Annotated in this window: 19 protein-coding genes and 5 pseudogenes; 11 read left to right on the top strand and 13 right to left on the bottom strand. The window is 68.1% G+C overall.

Annotation, left to right across the window (positions count from 1 at the left end; all coding sequences use genetic code 11):
* Positions 1-372: SDR family NAD(P)-dependent oxidoreductase (locus ACFT4A_RS31990; protein WP_382837033.1), on the bottom strand; the 372-nt coding region annotated here is incomplete at its 3' end.
* 72 nt (positions 373-444) lie between these two features.
* Between ACFT4A_RS31990 and ACFT4A_RS31985 the strand changes: the two genes are divergently transcribed.
* Positions 445-900 carry a MarR family winged helix-turn-helix transcriptional regulator gene (locus ACFT4A_RS31985; RefSeq protein WP_150479104.1) on the top strand — a complete coding sequence of 152 codons (456 nt, stop codon included), beginning with the start codon at positions 445-447 and terminating at the stop codon, positions 898-900.
* A gap of 688 nt (positions 901-1,588) precedes the next feature.
* Here the strand turns inward: ACFT4A_RS31985 and ACFT4A_RS31980 are convergent.
* Positions 1,589-2,548 (bottom strand): zinc-binding alcohol dehydrogenase family protein, encoded by a 960-nt coding sequence (locus tag ACFT4A_RS31980; RefSeq protein WP_382837030.1) that lies wholly within the window; start codon positions 2,546-2,548, stop codon positions 1,589-1,591.
* 112 nt (positions 2,549-2,660) lie between these two features.
* On the opposite strand from ACFT4A_RS31980, the gene ACFT4A_RS31975 reads away from it, so the two are divergent.
* The 5 genes from ACFT4A_RS31975 to ACFT4A_RS31955 all read left to right on the top strand — a co-directional run bounded on the left by ACFT4A_RS31975 (position 2,661) and on the right by ACFT4A_RS31955 (position 6,512).
* Positions 2,661-3,419, top strand: a complete 759-nt coding sequence (locus ACFT4A_RS31975; RefSeq protein ID WP_382837027.1) for an SDR family oxidoreductase — start codon at positions 2,661-2,663, stop codon at positions 3,417-3,419.
* Positions 3,420-3,435: 16 nt separating this feature from the next.
* Positions 3,436-4,101 (top strand): TetR/AcrR family transcriptional regulator, encoded by a 666-nt coding sequence (locus ACFT4A_RS31970; RefSeq protein ID WP_382837024.1) that lies wholly within the window; start codon positions 3,436-3,438, stop codon positions 4,099-4,101.
* A 247-nt stretch (positions 4,102-4,348) separates the two neighbouring features.
* Complete coding sequence (locus ACFT4A_RS31965; RefSeq protein WP_382837021.1) at positions 4,349-4,741, top strand: nuclear transport factor 2 family protein; 393 nt, start codon at positions 4,349-4,351, stop codon at positions 4,739-4,741.
* 21 nt (positions 4,742-4,762) lie between these two features.
* Positions 4,763-5,461 (top strand): type 1 glutamine amidotransferase domain-containing protein, encoded by a 699-nt coding sequence (locus tag ACFT4A_RS31960; RefSeq protein ID WP_382837018.1) that lies wholly within the window; start codon positions 4,763-4,765, stop codon positions 5,459-5,461.
* Between the two features lie 181 nt (positions 5,462-5,642).
* Positions 5,643-6,512 (top strand): helix-turn-helix domain-containing protein, encoded by an 870-nt coding sequence (locus ACFT4A_RS31955; RefSeq protein ID WP_382837015.1) that lies wholly within the window; start codon positions 5,643-5,645, stop codon positions 6,510-6,512.
* A 575-nt stretch (positions 6,513-7,087) separates the two neighbouring features.
* Here the strand turns inward: ACFT4A_RS31955 and ACFT4A_RS31950 are convergent.
* A pseudogene (locus ACFT4A_RS31950) lies at positions 7,088-7,705 on the bottom strand (transcriptional regulator); the annotation flags it as partial.
* 5 nt (positions 7,706-7,710) lie between these two features.
* Here ACFT4A_RS31950 and ACFT4A_RS31945 point away from each other — a divergent pair.
* Positions 7,711-8,061, top strand: coding sequence for an amidohydrolase family protein (locus ACFT4A_RS31945; protein WP_382837012.1), 351 nt, complete (start codon positions 7,711-7,713; stop codon positions 8,059-8,061).
* Between the two features lie 73 nt (positions 8,062-8,134).
* On the opposite strand, the gene ACFT4A_RS31940 is transcribed toward ACFT4A_RS31945, so the two are convergent.
* Positions 8,135-9,043: a helix-turn-helix domain-containing protein gene (locus tag ACFT4A_RS31940; RefSeq protein WP_382837009.1), complete on the bottom strand. Its 909-nt coding sequence runs from the start codon at positions 9,041-9,043 to the stop codon at positions 8,135-8,137.
* Between the two features lie 588 nt (positions 9,044-9,631).
* On the opposite strand from ACFT4A_RS31940, the gene ACFT4A_RS31935 reads away from it, so the two are divergent.
* Both ACFT4A_RS31935 and ACFT4A_RS31930 read left to right on the top strand, forming a co-directional pair.
* Complete coding sequence (locus ACFT4A_RS31935; protein WP_382837006.1) at positions 9,632-10,708, top strand: NADP-dependent oxidoreductase; 1,077 nt, start codon at positions 9,632-9,634, stop codon at positions 10,706-10,708.
* A 151-nt stretch (positions 10,709-10,859) separates the two neighbouring features.
* On the top strand, positions 10,860-11,846 hold the full coding sequence (locus tag ACFT4A_RS31930) for an aldo/keto reductase (RefSeq protein WP_382837003.1): 987 nt from the start codon (positions 10,860-10,862) through the stop codon (positions 11,844-11,846).
* Between the two features lie 1,026 nt (positions 11,847-12,872).
* On the opposite strand, the gene ACFT4A_RS31925 is transcribed toward ACFT4A_RS31930, so the two are convergent.
* The 5 genes and pseudogenes from ACFT4A_RS31925 to ACFT4A_RS31905 all read right to left on the bottom strand — a co-directional run bounded on the left by ACFT4A_RS31925 (position 12,873) and on the right by ACFT4A_RS31905 (position 16,766).
* A protein-coding gene (locus tag ACFT4A_RS31925; protein WP_382837000.1) for an IS5 family transposase occupies positions 12,873-13,690 on the bottom strand; the annotation gives its coding sequence in 2 pieces (ribosomal slippage) (positions 12,873-13,348 and positions 13,348-13,690; 819 coding nt in all).
* A gap of 50 nt (positions 13,691-13,740) precedes the next feature.
* Positions 13,741-13,965, bottom strand: a pseudogene (locus ACFT4A_RS31920) (transposase); the annotation flags it as partial.
* A gap of 76 nt (positions 13,966-14,041) precedes the next feature.
* A pseudogene (locus tag ACFT4A_RS31915) lies at positions 14,042-14,677 on the bottom strand (transposase family protein); the annotation flags it as partial.
* A 135-nt stretch (positions 14,678-14,812) separates the two neighbouring features.
* Entirely contained in the window at positions 14,813-15,775 is a 963-nt protein-coding gene (locus ACFT4A_RS31910) for an SDR family NAD(P)-dependent oxidoreductase (RefSeq protein WP_382836997.1), read from the bottom strand.
* A 640-nt stretch (positions 15,776-16,415) separates the two neighbouring features.
* The gene (locus ACFT4A_RS31905; protein WP_382836994.1) at positions 16,416-16,766 is read right to left on the bottom strand and encodes a hypothetical protein; all 351 of its coding nucleotides are present in this window, start codon (positions 16,764-16,766) and stop codon (positions 16,416-16,418) included.
* Between the two features lie 419 nt (positions 16,767-17,185).
* Between ACFT4A_RS31905 and ACFT4A_RS31900 the strand changes: the two are divergent.
* Positions 17,186-17,618: pseudogene (locus ACFT4A_RS31900) on the top strand (DeoR/GlpR family DNA-binding transcription regulator); the annotation flags it as partial.
* Position 17,619: 1 nt separating this feature from the next.
* Positions 17,620-18,081: pseudogene (locus ACFT4A_RS31895) on the top strand (transposase); the annotation flags it as partial.
* Between the two features lie 18 nt (positions 18,082-18,099).
* On the opposite strand, the gene ACFT4A_RS31890 reads toward ACFT4A_RS31895, so the two are convergent.
* The 4 genes from ACFT4A_RS31890 to ACFT4A_RS31875 form a co-directional block, all read right to left on the bottom strand.
* On the bottom strand, positions 18,100-18,327 hold the full coding sequence (locus ACFT4A_RS31890) for a hypothetical protein (RefSeq protein WP_382836991.1): 228 nt from the start codon (positions 18,325-18,327) through the stop codon (positions 18,100-18,102).
* A gap of 359 nt (positions 18,328-18,686) precedes the next feature.
* Positions 18,687-19,478 carry a replication-relaxation family protein gene (locus ACFT4A_RS31885; protein WP_382837173.1) on the bottom strand — a complete coding sequence of 264 codons (792 nt, stop codon included), beginning with the start codon at positions 19,476-19,478 and terminating at the stop codon, positions 18,687-18,689.
* 422 nt (positions 19,479-19,900) lie between these two features.
* Complete coding sequence (locus ACFT4A_RS31880; RefSeq protein WP_382836988.1) at positions 19,901-20,368, bottom strand: hypothetical protein; 468 nt, start codon at positions 20,366-20,368, stop codon at positions 19,901-19,903.
* A gap of 357 nt (positions 20,369-20,725) precedes the next feature.
* Positions 20,726-21,037 (bottom strand): hypothetical protein, encoded by a 312-nt coding sequence (locus ACFT4A_RS31875; RefSeq protein WP_382836985.1) that lies wholly within the window; start codon positions 21,035-21,037, stop codon positions 20,726-20,728.
* Positions 21,038-21,433: the final 396 nt, after the last annotated feature.

Below are 21,433 nucleotides of genomic sequence, written 5' to 3'. Positions count from 1 at the left end.
TCCTTTCTTTTTTTTTGTTGTGGTGGGTGTTTTTTTTTTTATCCCCCTGGGGGGGTCGGCCGGGGTGGTGTGGGGGGGGGGGCCCACATCGACGAGGGGGGCGTAGCCGCCGGCGCCGGCATTGCTGACCAGCAGGCGCACGTCCCCTGCGGCCAGGCGATCGGCGACAGCGGTGACGCCCTCATGGGTGCCAAGATCGGCGGGCAGTACGTCCACGGCTGCACCCCGGGCGCGGAGCTCCCCCGCGATGTCGCCGAGCCGGTCCGCGCGGCGCGCCACCAGGACGAGGTCATGGTCGTCCGCCAGGAGACGGGCGTATTCGGCGCCGATGCCAGAGGAAGCGCCAGTGATGAGGGCGATCGTGCGAGTCATACTTCGAGCGTGCCTCAAGCGTTATCCTCATGTCAAACGCTTGATAGTAATGAAGTGTCGTACCCTTGGCGGGTGATACGTGATGACGAGGAGCCTGTCGGGCTCGGCGCGCTTGACCGGGTGACCTGGGCATTGCGCCGCGCGGAACTGGCGGTGCAGACACTCAAGGAACAGCGACTGCGCCCGCTGGGCATGGCCGCCGCGCACTACACACTCCTGATGTCGGTGCACAGCGAACCAGGGCTGGCCGGCGCCGAGCTGGCCCGCCGCCTCAACGTGACCCCCCAGGCCGTCGCCTCACTGGTGGCACGCCTGGAGGGCCGCGGTCAGTTGGAGAGGCGCGCACACCCCCGTCACCGGCACGTGCAGGAACTGCACCTCACCGATGCCGGACGGGAGGCGCTGCGCGCGGCCGACCAGGTGATCGCCGACATCGAGCGCCACATCACCGAGGGCCTCGGACCGGACGAGAGCGCGCAGCTGCGGACGCTGCTCGAACGTGTGAGCAAGACGGTGCGCGACGCCTGAGCCCGTCGGCCGACCGCGATTGTGCGTCGGGGGCCTCGGCGCGGCGCGGCGCACGCTGACTCCTCCCTCCCGGTCCCGGCGCATCGCTCGTCGGCCGCCAGGGGGTTCGCCCGACTGCGGCATCGCTCAGCCCGCGGCGAAGGCAGTGGCCACTTGCTCGAAGGACGCGGGTTCACGGCGAGCAGCATCCGCAGAACGTTGCTGTTGCCGCGCAGGCCGTGGCGGTCGTAGTCCTGCCACGGCGCGCATGTCCGATACCCGGGAGGCGGAGTCGGCCACACCGGGCGCAAGCGGCGCTTCCGCCCAGTCCACCGCCCTCGCCACCTCAAGGTCGACTCCTCGTGCGCGCACGGCCTCGGCAAGCAGGACGGGCCATCCCGCGAGTTTGTCGGTCGCTGAGCCGTAGCCGCTTGCGCACAGCACCCGAGTGCGGGTGGAGGGCGGACAGCTACACGAACCAGGCGCGCCCACATGGTGGGCCGCTGCGAGCGGCCTGATCTCGAAGGTGTCCTCCTCCGGGTGGAATGCCGGAGGGATCATGAACACGAAGTCGGCCGGCTTCAGCGCCTGACGGCCGGCGTCGGGCACTCCCTCGTCGCTTCTCACTGCGTCGTGACGGCACGGGTACAGCACATCGGGACTCGTGCGTCAGCCAGCCACGGTCATCCGCACGAAGTCGCCGGTGCGGTCAAGGGCCGGGGCACGGGACGAGGACGATCTTCCCCGTCGTACGCCCGGTCATGATCTGCCGATGCGCGGTGGCGGCTTCGCGCAGCGGGTGGCTGGCGGCGATCAGGACGCGCAGTCGCCCGGCCCCCGCGGCTTCGGTGAGCTGCAGGCGCGCGGCGGCGCGGACTTCTGTGCCGGGGTCCGCGCCGGGCCCGCCGCCCAGGAGCTTGATGCCGGCTCGGGCCCCGCGTTCGAACGCCGCGACGGTCGCGATGCGGGAACGGTCCGCCACGAGCTCCACCGAGACGTCCACCGCCTCGTCGGTTCCCACCAGGTCGGCAGCCGCGTGGACGCCCTCCGGCGCTGTCGCACGCACCCGGTCCGCCAGACCCGGCCCATACGGGATCGGAATCGCGCCCAGGTCGCGCAGTACGTCGTGCTTGGCCGGACTCGCCGTTCCCAGCACCCGGGCGCCGCGCTCGACGGCCAGCTGCACGGCCATCAGGCCGACGCCTCCCGCGGCACCGTGGATCAGCACGGTGTCGTTCTCGCGCAGGCCGATCGCTTCGTGGACGTGCACAGCGGTGACGCCCGTGACCATCAGTCCTCCCGCCTGCTCCCAGGAGAGAGCGGCGGGCTTGGGCACCACCGACGAGGCCGGGACGATGAGTTCGGCGGCGTACGCGCCGGGCGCTCGGTACGCGATCGCTTCGTCGCCGATCTCGATCGGACCGGCGGGGCCGATCGCGTCGGCGCCGACCGCGGTCACCACACCGGCCGCTTCGGCGCCGAGCCGCATGGGCAGGTCCGCCGGATCGGTCCCGAAGGCGCCGCTGTACATCTTGTGGTCGAAGGGGTTGACGCCGGCGGCGCGGACCTCGATGCGCACCTGCCCCGGCCCGGGCTCCGCTACGGCGACATCGATCACCGACAGCACCTCGGGACCACCGTAGGCACGCGCTACTACTGCTTCGCTCATGTCAGAGGACAACACGGTGTCGGAAGGGCCGATTCCACCTCGCCGGCACTTTTTTGAGCGGAGCGCTCCGCTCCGATAGGTTGGCGACGATCACGATGGCTCGGGAGGACACATGAACGCCACGACGACGCCGACGGCCCTGGTGACCGGCGGCAGCCGGGGGATCGGCGCTGTCACGTCGCGGGAACTGGCGGCTCGCGGCTACCGCGTAGCCGTCAACTACTTCTCGAACCGTGAGGCGGCCGAGAAGGTGGTCAGACTCATCGAGGCCGACGGCGGCGAAGCCTTCGCCGTCCAGGCCAACGTGCACGACCCCGCCCAAGCAGCCGGACTGCTGGAGCGTTCGACAACTGACGGGCGTCTGGACGTCCTGGTCTGCAACGCCGGCGCCCGGTTCACCCCCACGCCCGTGCAGACCCTCGCCTGGGACGACTTCAGGACGAAGGTGACGGACGAACTGGCTTCCGTCTACACCCTCACCCAGCACGCGCTGGCACTCATGGGCTCCCGGGGACAGGGCCGCATCGTGTATGTCTCCAGCGCCGTGGCCGACGGGCCGCCCGCCCCGGGCATGGCCGCCCATGGCACCGCCAAGGCCGCCCTGAACACCTTCGCGCGCTTCGTCGCCCACGAGGCGGGCCCGCTGGGCATCAACGTCAACGTCGTGGCACCCGGCTACGTCCGCACCGAAAGCAGCGCGCACATGCCGCAGGACCTCCAACAGCGGCTGGCGGAGAACACGCCCCTGAGGCGGGTCGCGGAGCCGGAGGACGTGGCCCGGGCGATCGCGATGCTCCTCGGCGAGGAAGCCGGCTTCGTCACCGGCGAGGTGCTCACCGTCGACGGTGGGCACGGCGTGGCACGACGGTAGAGGAAAATACCTGTCCATGGGTGACACGCAGACCGGCAGACCGCGCGGCCGCCGACGGGAGGCGGACCTCAACGACGCCCGCCTCATGCGGGCCGCGCGCGAGGTCTTCGCCGAGCAAGGCTGGGACGCCCCCGTCTCGGAGATCGCCCGCCGGGCCGGCATCGGCATGGGCAGCCTCTACCGCCGCTACCCCAGCAAGGAACTGCTGGCCCAGCGGATGCGCATCGTGGGGATGGAACAGCTCGTCACCCAGGCACGCACGGCTCTCACCGAGGAACCCGACCCCTGGGCCGCCTTCGCCCGCTTCCTGCGGGAGGCACTCTCGGCCCAGGGACCGGGCGGCCCACTGCTCCCCCTGGTCGGCGGCCGCCTGCCGGCCACGGACGAGATCGCGGCCGCCGCCGCCCGGCTCCGGGCCGTCCTCGACGACCTGGTGGAAGGCGCGCACCGCGCGGGAGTACTGCGCGCCGACTTCACAGCCGCCGACGTCCCGTTGCTGCTCGAACACCTCACCGCGCGGATTCCCGTCAGCGACGAGCGCGCCACCGCACTCCACTTGCGGTACCTGGAAGTGATCCTCGCCGGGTTGCGCACGTCGGCCGCCGACGGGCCCACCGCGTTGCAGGGCCCAGCACCGGACTGGGCGGAACTCAGCGAACTGTGGAACGCCTCCGAGGGCTGACCCCGTCGCCCACACAATCATCGCAGCGCCCACGTGGCTTTGGGCACCAGCGGCCTGCCCTTTTCATTCGCCGCCAAGGGCTGAACCGGATACCCGAAAATGGCATGCCAGGGAAAAATTCTTCCCCCTCACAAGGCGCCCTTCCGATGCCATGCTTGATCACGCGGCGAGCACGACATTCGAGAAGCCGCCTCACCATGCTCCGTTTCAGGGCCTCCATCCGATTCCCCACTCCGCAAGGAGAACCATGTCCGATTCCCCGCACCTCACCCTCATCCGCCGGCTCTACGAATCCGGAATGGCCCCGGAAGTGACTGCCGAGATCATGGCGCCGGACCTCGTCTGGGACATCACCCCGGGCTTCCCGACCAGCGGCGTGTACCACGGCTGGGACAGCGCGGCGAAGGACTTCTTCGGCGGAATGATGCCGAACTACGAGTCCTTCGGCGCTGTGCCCGAGGAGTTCTACGCGGACAACGAAAACCACGTCTTCGTATATGGCCATTACCACGCCGAGACCAAAACCGGGAAGAAGGCCGACGTCCGGTTCATCCACCTGTGGACCGTCCGCGACGGCAAGGCCGTAGAGATGCGGCAGGCCGCCGACAGCCACATCCTCCAGCAAGCCCTCAAGGACTGAGACCACCACCGGGAGCCCCCCATGGCGAAGATCCTCTTCGTGATCACCGCGTCCGACCACTGGACGCTGGCCGACGGAACCCGGCAGCCCGCCGGCTTCTGGGCCGAAGAAGCGCTCGGCCCGTACCAGGTCTTCAAGGAGGCCGGGTACGAGATCGCGGCCGCGACTCCCGAAGGGGTGCCTCCCACGGCCGACGCGCTCAGCCTCAGCCCGGAGTTCAACGGCGGTGAGGAAGGCGCGCAGCACATGCGGACCGCGCTGCGCGAGGCGACCGAGCTGGCGCAGCCGCTGCGCATCGAGGACGTCAACATCGACGACTACGCGGCCGTCTTCTACCCGGGCGGCTGGGGCCCGATGGAGGATCTGCCCGACAACGCCGCCTCCGGCAAGCTGCTCACCGAGTGGCTCGCCTCGGGCAAGCCGGTGTCCCTGGTGTGCCACGGCCCCGCCGCGCTGCTGGCCACCATCGGCCCCGACGGGACATCCCCGTTCACCGGCTACCGCCTGACGGGTCTGTCCAACGCCGAGGAGAAGCAGAACGGGCTCGCGGACCGCGCGAAGTGGCTACTGCAGGACCGTCTCGTCAACGAGCTCCAGGCGGACTTCCGCGAGACGGACCCGTTCGCCCCGCACGTCGAGGTCGACCGCACCCTCTTCACCGGCCAGAACCCGGGCTCGGCGGTTCCGCTGGCCCAGGAACTGCTCAAGGCACTGAGCTGACGCCGCAGCGGTGCGCTCACTCGGCTGCCCATGACGCGCAACGTGCGGGACTGGGCCGCCGAGTCTCGTTGCGCGCAGGCATGAGGGTGGATACTGGATGATTTCTCCATGCTGGCCAAGCGCAAGGTAGGAAGAATCCTTCCCCCTCACAACGCCGGGCCCCTGTGCGACGCTGGAGATCATGAGCCGCAACCCGCACCTGAACGAGCTGGGCGAGTTCCTCAAGGCCCGCCGTGCCGAGCTCAGCCCCGAGGAGGTCGGACTGCGCGGCGGCCAGCGGCGGCGTGTGCGGGGTCTGCGCCGCGAGGAAGTGGCCCTACTCGCCGCGATCAGCACCGAGTACTACGCGCGAATCGAGCAGGGCCGTCTCCAAGCGTCGAGTCCCCTGCTGGACGAGATCGCCCAAGTGCTTCGCCTCAACGAGGACCAGCGCGTCTACATGTTCGAGCTCGCGGCGAGGGAGACGGTGCGCCCGTCCAGGCAACATGATCGCCAGCAGGTGGACACCCAGCTGCGGCGCATGCTGGACGACCTCACCGCCACTCCGGCGTTCGTGATCGGTCGGCGGACCGACATCCTGGCCTGGAACCAGCTCGCCGCCGCCCTGTGGACCGATTTCGGGCGCTACCCGGAGCAGGAACGCGTGTTCGTCCGGCTGCTGTTCGCCGAACCCTGGATGCGCGAGCTGTACGCGGACTGGGAAGAGGTCACCCGCCTGGCCATCGCGCAGCTGCGCATGGAGAGCGCGCGCTACCCCGGCGACCAGCGTCTCTCCGATCTGGTCGAAGAGCTCTCCGCCCGCGACTCGCAGTTCCGGCAGTGGTGGACCGAGCACGATGTCGCCACGCGGGGCAAGGGCACCAAGAAGCTTCGTCACCCAGCGGTCGGGGAACTGACGCTCGACTGGGACACGCTCACGTGTGCCACGGACCCTGAGCAGCACATCATCGTGTGGACCGCAGCACCCGGTTCCCCTTCGCACGACGGACTGCGTCTGCTGGCGTCCTGGGCAGCGGACCGGAAGCGGACGGAGTCCGGCTCCGTCGGGTGAGCCCTTTCACCAGGGTCACCGTGGTCGGAGTCGCGTGGGAAGAAAACCTTTCCCCTGGCCACCGGAAGCCTGTCCGCCGTTCGTACCCGGGATGGACAACGCGTGCGTCGTCGACCAGACAGGCCCGGACACGGACCTGACGGTCGGCGGCCGTGTGATGGCAGTCGTGGTGGACGAGGCACTGATCAAGGAGTTGGGTGCCGACGTCATACTCCGTCGCGGCCTCAAGTACCCGGACCGGGTACGCGCGGAAGTCCCCGAAGGCGTCGACGGCCTCCTCGACGGGGCGCTGCTCGGCGCTCTCACCGCTCGGGCCGTCCGGGACGGCGGCCGCGTGGTGACGCCGCACGGTTTCGCCGGTCCCTGCAAGCGAGACGTCGTCGTCGAACCGATCCTCCTGTTTCCGCTACGCCCGTCAGCGCGCCAAGCTCGACCGGATTCAGCAGCAGGTGGAGGACGGCCGGATCACCCTCCGGGCCGCGACGACGCTTCCGGCGGAACGGGCCACCGGCACCTATCGGCTGCTGACGGCCGGCGGCGTGCCGGCCGGCTCGTCCCGACCTTCTGGGTCCACTTCAAGCTGTCGCACCCCGTTCCGGCGAATACGGGTCGGCAGTCCGCGACGCAAGGAGGCGCAGTCCGTCATGGGACGGCGTCCCGGGCTCCGCGGTCAGGATCACCAACTGCTGCGTAGGGTCGGCCGAGCAGGTCAGGCTGTCCCAGTCGAGCGTAAGGTCGCCGACGACCGGGTGGCGCAGCCTCTTGGTGCCTACCCGCAGGCCGGCCAGGTGGCGGCGCAGTTGCGCCACGCAACTCCGGGCGACCGTGCTCCAGTCGAGGTAGAGGTCGCGAAAGGCAGCCTCGGTGAAGAGCAGCCGGACGTAGTTGCGCCTCTTCTCCGGGACACGATCGAAGTCGGTGAAGAGAGCGGCCGCCAGGGAGTTCCAGGCCAGGATGTCCATGCGGCGGCCGATCACCATACCGGGGGCCGCGGTGAGACCGTCGAGCAGGCGGCGCAACTGCGGTTGCACCTTCTGTGTGGCCTGGCGGCGCGGGCGTGCCACCTTGCGGCCGGCCAGCTCGAAGAGGTGGTCCCGCTGATCATTTTTCAGGTGCAGGACCCTGACGAGAGCCGCCAGCACCGGCGCGGACGGCTGGATGCGGCCCTGCTCCAGCCGTGTGTAGTAGTCGGTTCAAGGTGATCGTCCCGCACTGCGGCGGCGCGGTGCCTGTCCTCGCTGATCGCATCAACGAGTTCATGAGCCTGTTCCTGCCGTCGCAGCAGCCGCCCACCCTGGACGCGGTGCAACAACTGCGCGGCCTGTACTACGACATGGCGGGCACCGCCTTCCCACGCCAGGTGCCGGCGCTGTTGAAGCTCGTCGATCCGGACCGTCTGCTCTTCGGCAGCGACTACTGCTGGACGCCGTCCCCGCTGGCCGACGCGCACATCGCGGCGATCGACGCCGCCGAGCCACCGGCGGAAGGCACCACGTGGCGATCGCTCACGACAGCGAACGCCAAGCGTCTCTTCCAGAGCACTCCATAATGAATGACAGCAAGTCGTGTGCCGACGCGGCCATGAAACAGACGTCGCCGGTCCGACGGCGGAGACCACGTCTTCAGAGCCCAGGTCCGCTCTGCCTGCTCGGCGCACGCGTCACGGGGCGCGGTCCAGTCTCCCCCTGCGCCCTCTCGATCGTGGACGCCAGAGAGCACAGAGCCTCGTACGTCGGGCTTCCGGGCTCCGCGGTCCACACGACGAGTTGCTGCTCGGGATCCTCGGCGCACATGAATGTGGACCGCTCAAGGGCCAGGTCGCCGGCCACTGGATGCCGGAGCAGCCTCGTGCCGCCGGCCCGCACGGCGACATCGTGCGAGGTCCACCACAGCCGGAACTGCGGATCCCGCGTGGAAAGCTCCTCGACGAGGGCAGTCAGCCGAGAGTCGTCAGGGTTCCGCCTGCTGTCCATGCGCAGGTGGGACAGTGCCAGGCGAGCCATGTCCTCCCAGTCCCGGTACAGCACGCGGATGGCGGGCTCGGTGAACACCAGACGGACGTAGTTCCGCTGTTCCTCCGGGACACGTCCGAAGTCCATCACCAGGGCGGCAGCCATGGCGTTCCATGCGAGCAGGTCCGTGTTGCGCCCGATGACGAAGCCCGCGGTCAGGGAGAGGCCGTCGAGCAGATGCTGCATCTGAGGCTGGACTCGTTGGCGAGCGCTCCGGCCGACGGTGGTCGAGGCCGTCTTCCCCGCGAGGGTCAGGAGGTACTCGCGCTGATCGCCGTCGAGGCGGAGCACCTGCGCGAGCACGTCGAGGACGGCCGCCGACGCCTGGACGCGTCCCTGCTCGAGCCGGGTGTAGTAATCGGTACTGATCGCGGCCATCTGAGCGACTTCCTCACGCCGCAGGCCGGGAACACGTCGGGACTCGAATTTGTCGGGCAGCCCGACCCCGCCGGGACTCAGTTGTGCACGGCGCGCCTTGAGGAAGGCCCCCAGTTCCTCCAGGCTCGGATCGCGTCGCATACTCACAGCTTGGCATGTTGCCGCGACCCCGCGCACCAAACGCCCCTCCACCACCAGCCCTGCCGTCACCTGCAGGTCGAGTCTTCGAAACGGGCAGAGAGGTCGGCGGCGCCCAGGCTGAAGACACTTTCGGCACTCTTGCTCGCCGCCGGCTCCAGGGCATGGGCTGCTCAGTGCCTGACGACCGCCGCTGCCGTGGTGATCGTTGGCGGACTCAGCCTTGCGGCTTGGACGACACGCACAGGCCCCTCTCGTCCATGGCGGCAGCAGCATTTCGATCAAGGCGGGTTATGTGCCATCAGCGCGCCGGTGGACGGTCGGCGGCGCTCATGCCGGTTGCCAGCCGAGGCGTGTAGTGCTCCTCGAGCGCGGCCATCTCTTCGTCCCGCCCTTGCCGCCACGGGTCGGGTTTTGGAGGGTCTATTCTCTCCGGCCCGATGCATGCGACATTCATCCGGACGCGAAAACCCCTGCCGACGCCGACGCTGCCATACGTAGGAAGCTTGCACAGTCGGCCATCCCTGTACAGGGGAAGGATTCGTCCTGGGAAAAATCCTTCCCCCCTTCCGAGTGGAGCGCCTGGGTACGATGATGATGAATCTTCGGGAGAAATACAGGAAAAGCCTCGCCATGCCACACCGCGATAAGTTGGGAAACGGCCGGATGAAAGTAATTGGACTGAGCGAGTTCGGCGGACCGGAAGTGCTGCAGTCGTTCGAACTCCCCGAGCCGCGTCCTGAAGCCGAGGAGGTGCGGCTCCGTGTTCACGCCGCCGGAGTGAATCCCGTGGACGCAATGGTCAGGTCAGGGCAGCTGGAGCAGCTGTACCAGGGCCTCACCCCGCCCTTCGTCCCCGGGATGGAGGTCGCCGGTACCGTCGAAGAGGTGGGCAGCGACGTCGATCCTCGCTGGGGCCTGGTGCCAGGCACACGCGTCGTGGGATTCGTCGACAATGCCGGGAGGTGGGGCGGCTACAGCGAATATCTCGCCCTTCCCGCGCGGTCCGTGGCCATCGCTCCCTCGGGCGCCTCGGCTGCCGAGACGGCCGGTTTCCTCAACAATGCGCTCACCGCGCAAAACGTGCTCGACGAACTCGGGCTGCCAGAAGGCGCCACGCTCTTGGTGACAGGCGCCGCGGGATCGGTCGGCGGATATCTCGTGGAACTCGGCACCGCGGCGGGCCTTCACGTCGCGGCCGTCGCGGCAGAGGAGGATGCCGTCCTCCTGCGCTCACTCGGCGCGCACGTGTGCATACCGCGCGGCCCCGAGATCGCCCGCCGGGTACTCAAAGAGCTCGGTACCCCGGTGGACGCAGTGGCTGATGCCGCCTTGCTGCACGAGCAGATCGTTCCCGCCGTGCGTGACGGCGGTCAGATCGGCATCCTGCGTTCCTGGGACGGCGATCCAGGGCGCGGAATCAAGGTCAAGCACCTCAATGTGCGAGAGCGACGGACGGACCGGGCCGCGATCGTACGTCTGCGCGACCAGGTCGAAGACGGCACCGTCACGCTGCGCGCCGCCATGTCCTTCGATGCGAATGACGCGGTTGCCGCCCATACCCGGCTCGAGCAGGGCGGCCTGCGCGAACGGATCGTTCTCGTATTCGACGACGAAGTGTGGCAGCCCGGCCCATCAGACACCACTTCGCTCACCTGGAAGCCCTGAACACCGCCTTGCCCAAGCACCGTTCCGACCGGCAACGCGCCAGGGACCGACCGCATGCCCGGCGGCTCGTCATGAACGACACAGGACGCTGCCGCCAGCCGTCCTGCGATGGACACCGGTCGGCCGGTGCCGGCCTCGACAAGGAGAAACCATGCACACCCGAACGCTCGGACGCGACCTGCGTGTCTCCGCCATCGGCCTCGGCGCCATGGGAATGTCCCAGAGTTACGGACCCAACCCCGGTGACCGAAGCGAGATGATCGCCGTACTCCGCGGCGCCGTCGATCGCGGGGTCACGTTCTTCGACACCGCTGAGGTGTACGGCCCCTACGTCAACGAGGAACTCGTCGGCGAGGCCCTCGCTCCATTGCGTGACCAGGTCGTGATTGCCACCAAGTTCGGATTCCGCATCGAGAACGGTGCTCCCGCCGGACTCAACAGCAGGCCCGAACAGATCCGTGCCGTCGCCACGGCCTCCCTCAAACGGCTCGGGGTCGAGCGGCTCGACCTGTTCTACCAGCACCGCGTCGATCCGCAAGTGCCGGTCGAAGACGTCGCCGGCACCGTGGGCGAACTCGTACAGGAGGGCAAGGTCCGCTGCTTCGGGCTCTCCGAGGCCAGTGCGGAGACCATCCGCCGTGCGCACTCGGTCCACCCCGTCACGGCGGTACAGAGCGAGTATTCACTGTGGACCCGGGACCCCGAGCCGGAGGTCCTGCCGACGTGCGCGGCGCTCGGAATCGGATTCGTGCCCTTCAGCCCGCTCGGCAAGGGATTCCTGACCGGCACGGTGGACGCGTCGACCTCGTTCGTGACCGGTGACGTCCGCGCGAACATTCCACGCTTCACGACCGAGAACCGGGCGGCGAACCAGGTTCTCGTCGAGCACATCTCCCATCTCGCGCAGGCCAAGGACGCCACACCCGGGCAGGTCGCACTCGCCTGGCTGCTCGCGCAGAACCCGTGGATCGTGCCGATTCCGGGCACACGACGCATCGCACGGATCGAGGAGAACGCGGGCGCCACCCAACTACCGCTGTCCGCCGACGAACTGGCGGACCTCAACGAACTCGCCGGCCGGATCGGGGTTCAGGGAGACCGATACAACGCGCACCACATGTCGCTGGTCGACAAGTAACAGACGACGAGGGAAATCCGCGGACGAGTACACACCTCACCAAGGACGACAGTAAGTGGCGGGGGATGCGGGCTGAGCCCAGCCCGCATCGCTGCCCACGTGTCACGCCAGGCAGTTCTCGAACGCAGCGGCGGCGCCAGCACATTGACGAGCACGTCCACCAGCAGCGTCCTGCACCGCGGGTTCCGCTGGTGCACCAGGACAACTACCAGGTCAGCCGTGATGCGGCTCAGGCCCAGGATGCGACCGGCACGAACGAACTGTCCTGCCGGGACCGTACTGACGCGTCTGTAACCTGCTCTGACCTGCACAAGAGCTCCGTCACGTCGGGCCGCGTGCACATTGCATGCACACTACCGACAGCCAACTCGCATGCGATGGCCACGTGCACGATGAGCGCGCAGTTTCACGCCTGTCTCCTCCCCTTGCGGGCGGCGACAACCGGGCCAGGCACTCGCTTGCTCGGTCCAACGCCGAGCTGACGGCTACGCGCCCCCGCAGCTTGCCCTCCTCTCCGCTGCGAGCGCGGCAGTAGCGCCACCTCAGGCAATCCCGCAGGGGCCGGGATACCGAACAGCTCCTCGAAGGGAGCCGGTGCATGTTCCCAGTCCACTTCCAAGGCGAAGCCGTAAGTGTCCAGCGTCTCGGCGAGCGTCCCGTGCCTCATGCGAGCCTGCACGCTCCGGGGCGGTACGCCTGCGGCGATAGGGACTGCGTCCATGAAGTCGCGCAGGTCCCGGAAGGTCGCAGTGACCGGCACCGCAACGCCCCTGGCACGCGCTTTGGCCTTCGCTCGGTTGAATGCCTCGGACAGCGTGTTGCGTTGCAGCGGTGTGCCGCGCCGCGTCACGGTGACGAGCTGGTCGTACTCCTCTGGGCGGGGGGTCCAGCCGCTCCTCTGGCGATGGCGCAGCGCACTGGCCGACGGTGGGGCCGTTCGTCGCTCCATGTGGGCTGCGTACCTTTCTACAAGGAACGAGCCCATCGGTAGCACTGCATAGCTGTGCGCTGTCTTTAGACCGTGTCCTACGTGGTGAGGCGGATGAGTCGTTTGTAGCAACAGAGGGCGGCGGCGAGTCCGAGAAGCGCCAGGTAGTTGCGGGGATTGCGCTCGTAGCGGGGGCTGAGTCGGCGGTAGCCGGAGAGCCAAGACATGGTGCGCTCGATGACCCAGCGACGTCGCCCTAATCGTTCGCTGGACTCGATGCCTTTGCGGGCGATGCGTACTCCGATGCGCTTGCCGCAGAGCCACCTGCGCAGGTCAGCCCGGTCGTAGGCTTTGTCGGCGTGCAGGCGCTGGGGCTTGAAGTGCCAGCCGCGGTGGGGGTCGTGTCTCGTGTGGTGACCCTCGATCATGGGCTTGAGCCCTTCGCTGTCGTGGGTGTTACCGGCCGAGACGCCGACGAGGAGGGGCAGGCCGTTCGCGTCCGACAGGATGTGCATCTTGGAACCCGGCTTGCCCCGGTCGACAGGGCTCGGACCTGTGTGTTCGCCCCCTTTTTAGCCCTGACATGGGCGGTGTCCAGGACGACGCGGGTGACGTCGATGAGGCCGGCGTCGTCGAGCCGGTGCAGCACGGCCTCGTGCAGGCGGCCCCAGACACCGGCTCTCGACCAGATCAGGAACCGGCGGTGGGCGGTCGACTTCGATATCCCGAAGCACGGCGGCAATTGGCGCCATGCGCAGCCGCTGACCAGAACATAGACAATGGCTGCGAACAGCGTCTCATCAGGGGTGTCCTGCGTTCCGCCGCCCTGCGGCCGCACTCTCGAGGGCGGGATCAGCGGTTGCGCGATCTCCCACAGCCCGTCCGGAACAATCCAACTCCACGTACCCCGCCCCATACCGAGCCCAACGACGCCTCACCACGTAGGACACGGTCTTAGAGGGCGTCTCACGTGGCAAGTTTCGCGAGCTTCTTGTAGCAGGTCAGGGCAGCGGCCAGGCCGAGGAAGGCGAGGAAGTGCGAGCCCTTTCGTTCGTATCGGATGGTCAGACGGCGGTAGCCGAAGAGCCAAGCGATCGACCGCTCGATCTTCCAGCGGTGCCGACCAAGGCGTTCGCCGGACTCGATGCCTGGTCGCGCGATGCGCGCGACGAGCCCACGCTCGCGCAGCCAGCTGAGGTGTTCGGCGGAGAAGTACGCCTTGTCTGCACGGAGTTTGACGGGCCGGCGCCGCCGTGGTCCCCGGCGGGACCGGACGGCGGGACTTGTTGTGGGCGGCCTTCCAGTCCGGTAGTTCCTCGTCCTTGCAGCGCCGTCGGTGCGGGATCACCAGCCCCGTTCCGCGGTAGCCGCCGTCTGCGATGGTCATCGTCTTGCCGACGGCGTCCTTGGCGCCGGATTCGGCCCAGGCCCGAGCGTCATGGCGGTTGCCTGGCAACGGTCGGCCGATCACAACGACCAGGCAGGTGTCTGCGTCGACGATGACCTGGTGGTTGGTGGAGTAGCGGTAGTTCTTGGACTGCTCGGCGACCTTGTGGTCACGGGTGGGCACCAGGGTGCCGTCCACGATGAGCACAGTGTCCTTTGCGAACCGCTTGCGTGGTTGCAGCGCGAACTGCGGTCCAACGTGGTCGATAACTCGATTGGCGGCCGACTTCGACACCCCGAACAACGGGGCCAGTTGCCGTAGCGTCAGGTTCGTTCGCCAGTACGCAGCAACGAGCAGCACCCGGTCGGCAAACGGCAGTTTCCACGGCCGTCCTCGGCCCGGCGAGTCGGCGCCCTCCCGGCGTAGCCGGGTCACCAACTTGCTGAAGGTACGCGGGCGCAGCCCGGTGAACGGGGCTATCCAGGACGGCTCCGACGCCGTGATCACACCAGCCACGACCAAGATCATGACGCAGCAAGATCGCTTACGGGACAGTAGGCCCGTACCGCGCGGGTCGTTGATTCGTATCGTGTGACCGGCCCGGGGGCCGACTGGCCACAGACCTGAAACGGTGACCCGCGACGTCCGGAGCTAGGTTGCCGCCGCGAACACGTCGACGCCCGTGAGGTCGGCCGACAGCGCCCACAGGCGCGCGGCCTGCTCGGGGTCGGTCGCGTGTGCGTGCACGCCGCCTTCCGAGCCGTCGCCGGCCGACTCGGCTATGTCGCAGTCCTCGCAGTACACGCCGCCCATGCCCGCCAACTGAGGGGAGGTCGCCGCCCATACCTGCGTCGCCGCGCCCTGCCCGGGCGTCTTGAAGGTGGGATCGGTCGGGTTGCCGTTCTCGTCGATCCAGCCCGCGTCGACCATCTCCGCCTTCGCAAGGTGGCGCTGCAGCGGGGTGAGGATGCTGCCCGGATGCACGGCGAACGCTCTGACTCCGGCGTCGCGGCCGAGCGCATCGAGCTGCACGGCGAACAGCACGTTCGCCGTCTTCGCCTGCCCGTACGCCTGCCATCTGTCGTAGCCACGCTTGAACTGCACGTCGTCCCAGCGCACGCCGGTGATGCCGTGGGCGCCGGAGGACACGGCGATCACGCGCGCGCCACCGCGGGCGATCGCCGGCCACAGATGGTTGATCAGCGCGTAGTGGCCGAGGTGGTTGGTGACGAACTGCGCCTCCCACCCCGGGCCGACCCGCGTCTCGGGGCAGGCCATGACCCCAGCGTTGTTGATCACGATGTCGGCCTTGCGCCCCGAGGCCAGGAACCGCTCGGCGAAACCGCGGACGCTTTCGAGGTCGGCCAGGTCGAGGTCGTCGGTCTCGACGCCGTCGATGTCCTCGACCGCCTCTTGAGCGGCCGCCCGTCGCCGGGCGGGGACCACGACGCGGGCTCCGGCAGCCGCCAGGGCGCGGGTTGTCTCCAGCCCAAGTCCCGAGTAGCCACCGGTGACGATCGCGGTGCTGCCGGACAGGTCGATCCCGCTCAGGACGTCGTCCGCGGTGCTCCGGGCGCCGAAGCCCGATCCGATCTTGTGCTGAGGTGTCGTCATGGCGGAGACGCTAGACGCTGGACCGCGCTCTAGGGCAAGGGCCGTTGACGGCGAACATCCGGGTCCAGCCGTTGCGCCTGTGCTGGGTCACCACAATCACCGGCGGTGGGTGACGGCGTCCACCACGCCATGCTCGGCATCGCATGCCTGCACAGCCTTGACCTCGTCGGGTAGGCGGGCGGTGCACGGCCAGCAACGAACAGCCACGTCAGCCGGCCCAAGAATCATTTACGGGACAGCCCTTAGTCGTGAAGTGAGCGCGCTGGGGCCCCGGATGACTGTTCCGGCTGGGGTGGATCTTGCGGGGCGGTATGTCGAGTTGCCGTACGTGGATGCCGTATGGGAGCGACAGCGGCGTCCGCTGCTGGACTGCGTGACGGCCCGGTTCGAGTCCCGGCGGAGGCAACCGTCGACGCCCGTCTCTGCCACCTCGGCGACAACCCCGTGGCTGTCCCGGACGCCTGACCGGACCTCGTCGAAAGGTCGGTCAGAAGTGATCAAGCGCGGTGCTCCGACAGCGGTAGGGGGCTCATCGCCTACTCACAGGGCGCAAGCCCTAATTCGTTCACAGCCGCCTGCGCGCCGTGCACTCCGTCTCGACGTCTCCGCACCCGGGCCACGCTGCTCTTGCGCCTGCGGCTTACACGATCCCGAAGAGAGTAATCCGAAAATCGATGTCATGGCCCCAGGCAACCCATCCCCTGACCAGGACAAATTCGTTGTCGTCTGGATCGAGCGCGACGGACGAGACCGACAAGTCGGCGTCCCCCGCCATTGGAACCAATACACCGTTCTTGTTCTTCACCTCGCTGATCTGCGCCAGTATGACGCTCTTGTCATTGAACCCTGTAAATTTGACGCCGTACAAGAACTCCCCGTGAGTTCTGGCGATGTATCTGCCTACCTTGAAGACCCAGCCGCTCCTGGTGTCCACAGACGCAGGTTCAACCAGTTTCTTCTTTGGACGCGTGGCTTGGTCTTGGACTGTCATCTCTAGGCTCCTTAGTCAGTCGCCTGACAGGCGCACCACCCATTTAGCGTCGCACACTTGGGCGAGGGTTGCATCTGGCGACTACACTGGCTCGCCCTGCAACTGATACCCAGAATTGCGGTGTCGCAGGGAGTATGCCTGGGTCACTCATACGGACAGGCAGTCCCGACCGTTCACCGTTATTGGGGCTAACAAAATGAGGCGGAAGGCCCTCAGAGCAATTGCCCTGTGCATCGTGGCGAGCGGTCCCTCTGCGATGCGTGGCGAGCTGGGCTGCCTTCAAAGGGTTCGAACCGACCAGACCCTGAGGTGGGCCGCCCAGCACAGGGGGTGGCACCTCCGCGGACGCACGAGTTGTCGTCAACTGCGGCTAGAAGTCGGCAGATTGCGCGAGTCGGCAGCGTGTAGTGTCCCTTTGCGTGCTGGCTGAACGACGACACCAACTCATCTTGCGGGCCCTGCGTTCCGGCGGCACCGCCTCCGTGGCAGACCTCGCCAAGCAGCTTGACGCCAGTGCGGCGACCATCCGCCGTGACCTCCTCAAGCTGGAGACGGACGGGCTGCTCACCCGTGTCCATGGTGGAGCGATCATCGACGAGGAGCGAGCTCCCTTCAACGAGGCCGCCGAGGTTCTAGCGGCGGAGAAGGACGCCATAGCCGCCCAAGCGGCCACAATGATCGAGGACGGACAGGCGATCATTCTCGACAGCGGCACAACGGTCCACCGGCTGGCACCTTCAACTGCACGGTCGCCGACTCACCGTGATCACCAACAACCTCGCGGTGTATGACGAACTGATCGACGACGAGAACATCGACCTGATGGTGCTCGGAGGCATGGTCATCCGTGAGTGCCAAGGCGGTGGAAGAGGCTTTCCCTCAGCACCCGGACGCTGAAGTGATCTTGAGTTTCCCGGGTCTCGGCGTCCAGCTCGGCGCCCGGGTGCTGGCCGAGATCGGGGACGACCACACCCGTTTCGCCGACGCCCGCGGACTGAAGTCATATGCGGGCTCGTCGCCCATCACCAGAGCCTCCGGCAAGAAGTCCAGCATCACCTGTCGCCGCGTGAAGAACGACCGGCTCAACCACGCCGGCTACCTGTGGGACTTCGCTGCCCTGACCGCCTCGCCGGGTGCCAAGGTCCACTACCGGCGACGACGCGACAAACACGGCGATTGGCATGCCGCCGCCTTGCGTCACTTGTTCAACCGCCTGGTCGGCCAGATCTATCACTGCCTGCAGTACGGCGAACGCTACGACGAAACACTGGCCTTCCCGCCGCCGTCGGAAGGACTTGAGGCAGCTGCGGCATAGCCGAGAAGACCAGAGCTCTCACTCCGGGATGGTCAGACCGAACTCACGCAGCCGGGGCAGACAGACGTCGAGACAAGCCTCCACAGAGATGGCGTCCGTGCGCACCAGCAGGTCCTCGTGGAACGGGGCCCCGCTCGCGACGAACGTCCACGGCTTCGTCCCGTCGCGCATGCGCTCGGCATCAGCCTTGAACAGAACCGTGACCCCCTGCTCGGCCAACAACTCCATGACCCGCACCACGTCCACCGAGGCCCCCTTGCGCTCGTAATCGAACAGCCAGCAAAGCTACAGGAGGTTCTCAGCTGTCCCCTTGACGGCTTGGCGCCGTGAGGCGTCTACCTGGACGTGCGCCAGAAGCTCAGCTCGTAACCGCCGGGTTCCGGGGGCGGCCGCGGGCCTGGGCAGCGGCGCAGTGCGGCGGCCCGGCCGACGCGCAACACCTCCGAGCGCGCCCGATCCCCGGCCGCGCCCGCGCCGCCCGTCCCGCCCTCCCCCACCCTCAACTCCAGCCAGGGACTTGCACCCTTCCGCTCGGCCGCCGTGCCCGGAACACCCCCCGGGCAAGCCCCTCACGCGAAGGGCTTGCCCCGGCGTCGCGCGCGGCGTCAGCGGCCGACGGGCTCGGGGTAGCGCTGGCGGCGCCGGTCCGGGTCGTCGGCGCCGATCTCGTACCAGGGCTCGCCCCGCTGGAGCCGGGGCAGAGTGTTCACCCACACCGCGACGGCAATCCCCTTCACGTCGTCGGCGAGCGCCTGGAGGCGGTTGTCGAGCAGGTGCTCCTCCTTGCCCGCCAGAACGACATGCAGTCGTGGGAAGGTCTGGGAGCGGGTGTAGCGGTGGCGCTGCCAGAACGGGAACGTCCTGCCGATCGTGCCGCGGGCGCCTTCCCAGACGCGGTGCCCGGCGTAGCGCTCGTAGTCCCAGACCTCCTTGGCGAGGCGGGCCTGGGACATGGTGCCGTTGTCGAGCTCGAAGAGGCGCACCTCGCTGGTCTTGGTCGGCAGTGCGAGGACGGCGTCGGTGTTGAAGCTCAGGCCGGTCTCCTTGATGGCGTGGTTGACCTCCACCTGGCAGTCGGTCAGATGCTTGCGGCCGTCGAAGGCCAGGATCATGTCCGTCACCGCGACACCGTGCGGACCGAACCCGGCCTTCACCGCCTTCGCTCCGATACCGGCCCTCGGTCGGGGAGGCAGCTCGTTGCCGTCGGCCAGAGCCTTCTGCCCCGCTGGGGTCAGGTTCCAGATCGGGTGCTTGCCGTCGTTGCCGTTCGTCTCTGCCGACCCGAGTTCCGCCAGCTTCCTCAGCGCCCTGCGCACGTACGACCGGCCGTCCGCATCCTCTTCTGTGATCACCTGCGCCATCTGCCGGACCGTGGCTATCCGCACGCACCCAAGCATCCGCAGCGCATCGGCACGCACCTTCCTGGCCGGAGAGGGCTTCTTCCCCTTCGCCGACGTCTCAGCGGAAGGGAGAGAGGTGTCAGCGTGCTGGGAGGCCCCTTGTCGGGCGGTGTGAGCTGCGGTGATGGGAACGACGTTGGAATCGTTCACGGCACCGTTCACGGCACTGGATTCCTGGCCGCCCGGAGGCCGCTCGGCACCCCTTGGCCAGGTCGGGCGCGGCTCCGGTTCGGGCTGCCGGGCGCTGCTGGTGTACGTCATGACAAGGCTCCTCACGCAGGTGGCGCGGGGGGCCGGATGGAGTCCCCCTGTCACTTGCTAGAGGTGTGGCGGAAGTCGACGGTGTGACACTCGCCTGAGCGCCGTTACCGAGCCGTGACCGTCAGGCAGGCGCGAACGCAATCGGTCCAGGTTCGGCGTCAGAGGACAGCGGCGCAGAGCTCGGTGACGATCGCGAACGAGGTCGTCACCATCGGCACCGCCATGGCCGGCGGCATCGCCGCGTGGGTGGTCTGGCCGTGCGCCATGCCGTTGTGGATCTGCTGGCCATAGTCGAGGTACTCCGCCTGCCGGGCCGCCAGGATCCCGTCGGCGGCGCCCTGCTTGACGAGCTGGTGCAGCGGCTTCTTGCCCGCGTCCGGGATGCGGTCGCGCAGCACGATCTCCACCGCGATCAGGGAGTGCATGACCGCGACGGTGGAGATCTCGTAGCAGAAGTACGACTGACGCAGCAGCTCACGGGCCGTACGCAGGACCGTCGCTGCGGCCTCGGGCACGCCGGCGGGCACGACCAGGTCCTCAACGAGGTCGTGCACGTCGGCGAAGCTGTCGACGAAGAGGTGGGCGCGTTCGTCCGGGACCGGGAACGGCAGCCGCTGCGTGGTCATCCCCGCAGTCTCCCAGCGCACGCCCCGGACGGCAGCGGCTTTTCCCGAGGCGTCGCGGAGCGTGCCGGGACGGAGATTTCTCTCTCGAGTTCCTCAGCCCAGCCCAGTCCGGAACGGGACCTCGAGGGCGAGATTGTCGCCGCGGGCCACGGTCGGAAGCAACTGGGCGCACACGGTCGCTTCGGCGGCCAGTCCGGCCGGGCTGCCCAGGATCGGGAAGCTGGCGCGGACGCAGCGGCGGTGTCCGGCTGCAGCAAGTGGTCAGCTCGTGTGCTCGGAGGGCGTGACCAGGTCGGCCCGCGTCTGCGGAAGCCACGTCGGCTCCCGCGGGCCCGTGGGACAGCGACGGCCCGGGTTCTAGGCCAGCACAACGTCCTTGCGTTCGCAGAGGTAGATGTAGCTGCCGTCCGCGTTGGAGTTGAGGTCGGTGTCGATACGGCGGAAGCCGGGCGGCGGGCTGGGGTTGGGACTCGAGGACGTGATGACTTTGAGGTCCTCGATCGGCTCGTGCCTGTCGTCGCGGGCGTAGCACAGGAAAATGTAGTCACCGCCCGCGTTCCTGTTGAGATCGACTTCGACCTTCTTGTAGCCCTCGGGCGGCTGCGCGCCCCGGTCGCTGGACCGGCGCTGTTCGTCCCCCGTGAGGATCATGATGTCTGCCACTGGCATGTGACACTCCTACTTCCACTCCACAACACCTCTCACCACCAGCCCCTGCAGCGTCGGTACACCCAAACCAGTGAACTGCTTGCGGTGGGTCGCTGACCAGGCAGAACCGTGGACCCTACGACGCCCCCTTCCGACGATCGTGCCGACTCCTGTGCCGGGCCTCGCGGAGACGGTCAGCGGCTGCGCAGTTCCGCAGCCCTGTCCCGGAGCGGGGCTCCGAGGCTGAGGTTGGTGCCCCGGGCCACGGTCTGGAACTGCTGGGCGCACACGGTCGCTACGCCGCGGAGTGGGTGGGCCGCCAGACCTTCACGAAAGACGGCGGCTCGCCGAGGGTGTACCGCCGCGAGCCGCGAGGTGCCCTATCATAAGTAAATTTCCAACATGGGTTGGCCGGGG

The sequence above is a fragment of the Streptomyces sp. NPDC057099 genome (assembly GCF_042671245.1).
Taxonomy (GTDB): Bacteria; Actinomycetota; Actinomycetes; order Streptomycetales; family Streptomycetaceae; genus Streptomyces; species Streptomyces purpurascens.
The sequence above is the reverse complement of the archived record's forward strand: the minus strand, read 5'-3'. Positions and strand labels throughout refer to the sequence as shown.

Excerpts from the sequence above, each read along its gene's own strand:
- ACFT4A_RS31980 (WP_382837030.1), bottom strand. The coding sequence starts at position 2,548 with ATGAGCGAAGCAGTAGTAGCGCGTGCCTACGGTGGTCCCGAGGTGCTG.
- ACFT4A_RS31975 (WP_382837027.1), top strand. The coding sequence starts at position 2,661 with ATGAACGCCACGACGACGCCGACGGCCCTGGTGACCGGCGGCAGCCGG.
- ACFT4A_RS31970 (WP_382837024.1), top strand. The coding sequence starts at position 3,436 with ATGGGTGACACGCAGACCGGCAGACCGCGCGGCCGCCGACGGGAGGCG.
- ACFT4A_RS31965 (WP_382837021.1), top strand. The coding sequence starts at position 4,349 with ATGTCCGATTCCCCGCACCTCACCCTCATCCGCCGGCTCTACGAATCC.
- ACFT4A_RS31960 (WP_382837018.1), top strand. The coding sequence starts at position 4,763 with ATGGCGAAGATCCTCTTCGTGATCACCGCGTCCGACCACTGGACGCTG.
- ACFT4A_RS31955 (WP_382837015.1), top strand. The coding sequence starts at position 5,643 with ATGAGCCGCAACCCGCACCTGAACGAGCTGGGCGAGTTCCTCAAGGCC.
- ACFT4A_RS31940 (WP_382837009.1), bottom strand. The coding sequence starts at position 9,043 with ATGCGACGCGATCCGAGCCTGGAGGAACTGGGGGCCTTCCTCAAGGCG.
- ACFT4A_RS31935 (WP_382837006.1), top strand. The coding sequence starts at position 9,632 with ATGATGATGAATCTTCGGGAGAAATACAGGAAAAGCCTCGCCATGCCA.
- ACFT4A_RS31930 (WP_382837003.1), top strand. The coding sequence starts at position 10,860 with ATGCACACCCGAACGCTCGGACGCGACCTGCGTGTCTCCGCCATCGGC.
- ACFT4A_RS31910 (WP_382836997.1), bottom strand. The coding sequence starts at position 15,775 with ATGACGACACCTCAGCACAAGATCGGATCGGGCTTCGGCGCCCGGAGC.
- ACFT4A_RS31905 (WP_382836994.1), bottom strand. The coding sequence starts at position 16,766 with ATGACAGTCCAAGACCAAGCCACGCGTCCAAAGAAGAAACTGGTTGAA.
- ACFT4A_RS31885 (WP_382837173.1), bottom strand. The coding sequence starts at position 19,478 with ATGCTTGGGTGCGTGCGGATAGCCACGGTCCGGCAGATGGCGCAGGTG.
- ACFT4A_RS31880 (WP_382836988.1), bottom strand. The coding sequence starts at position 20,368 with ATGACCACGCAGCGGCTGCCGTTCCCGGTCCCGGACGAACGCGCCCAC.
- ACFT4A_RS31875 (WP_382836985.1), bottom strand. The coding sequence starts at position 21,037 with ATGCCAGTGGCAGACATCATGATCCTCACGGGGGACGAACAGCGCCGG.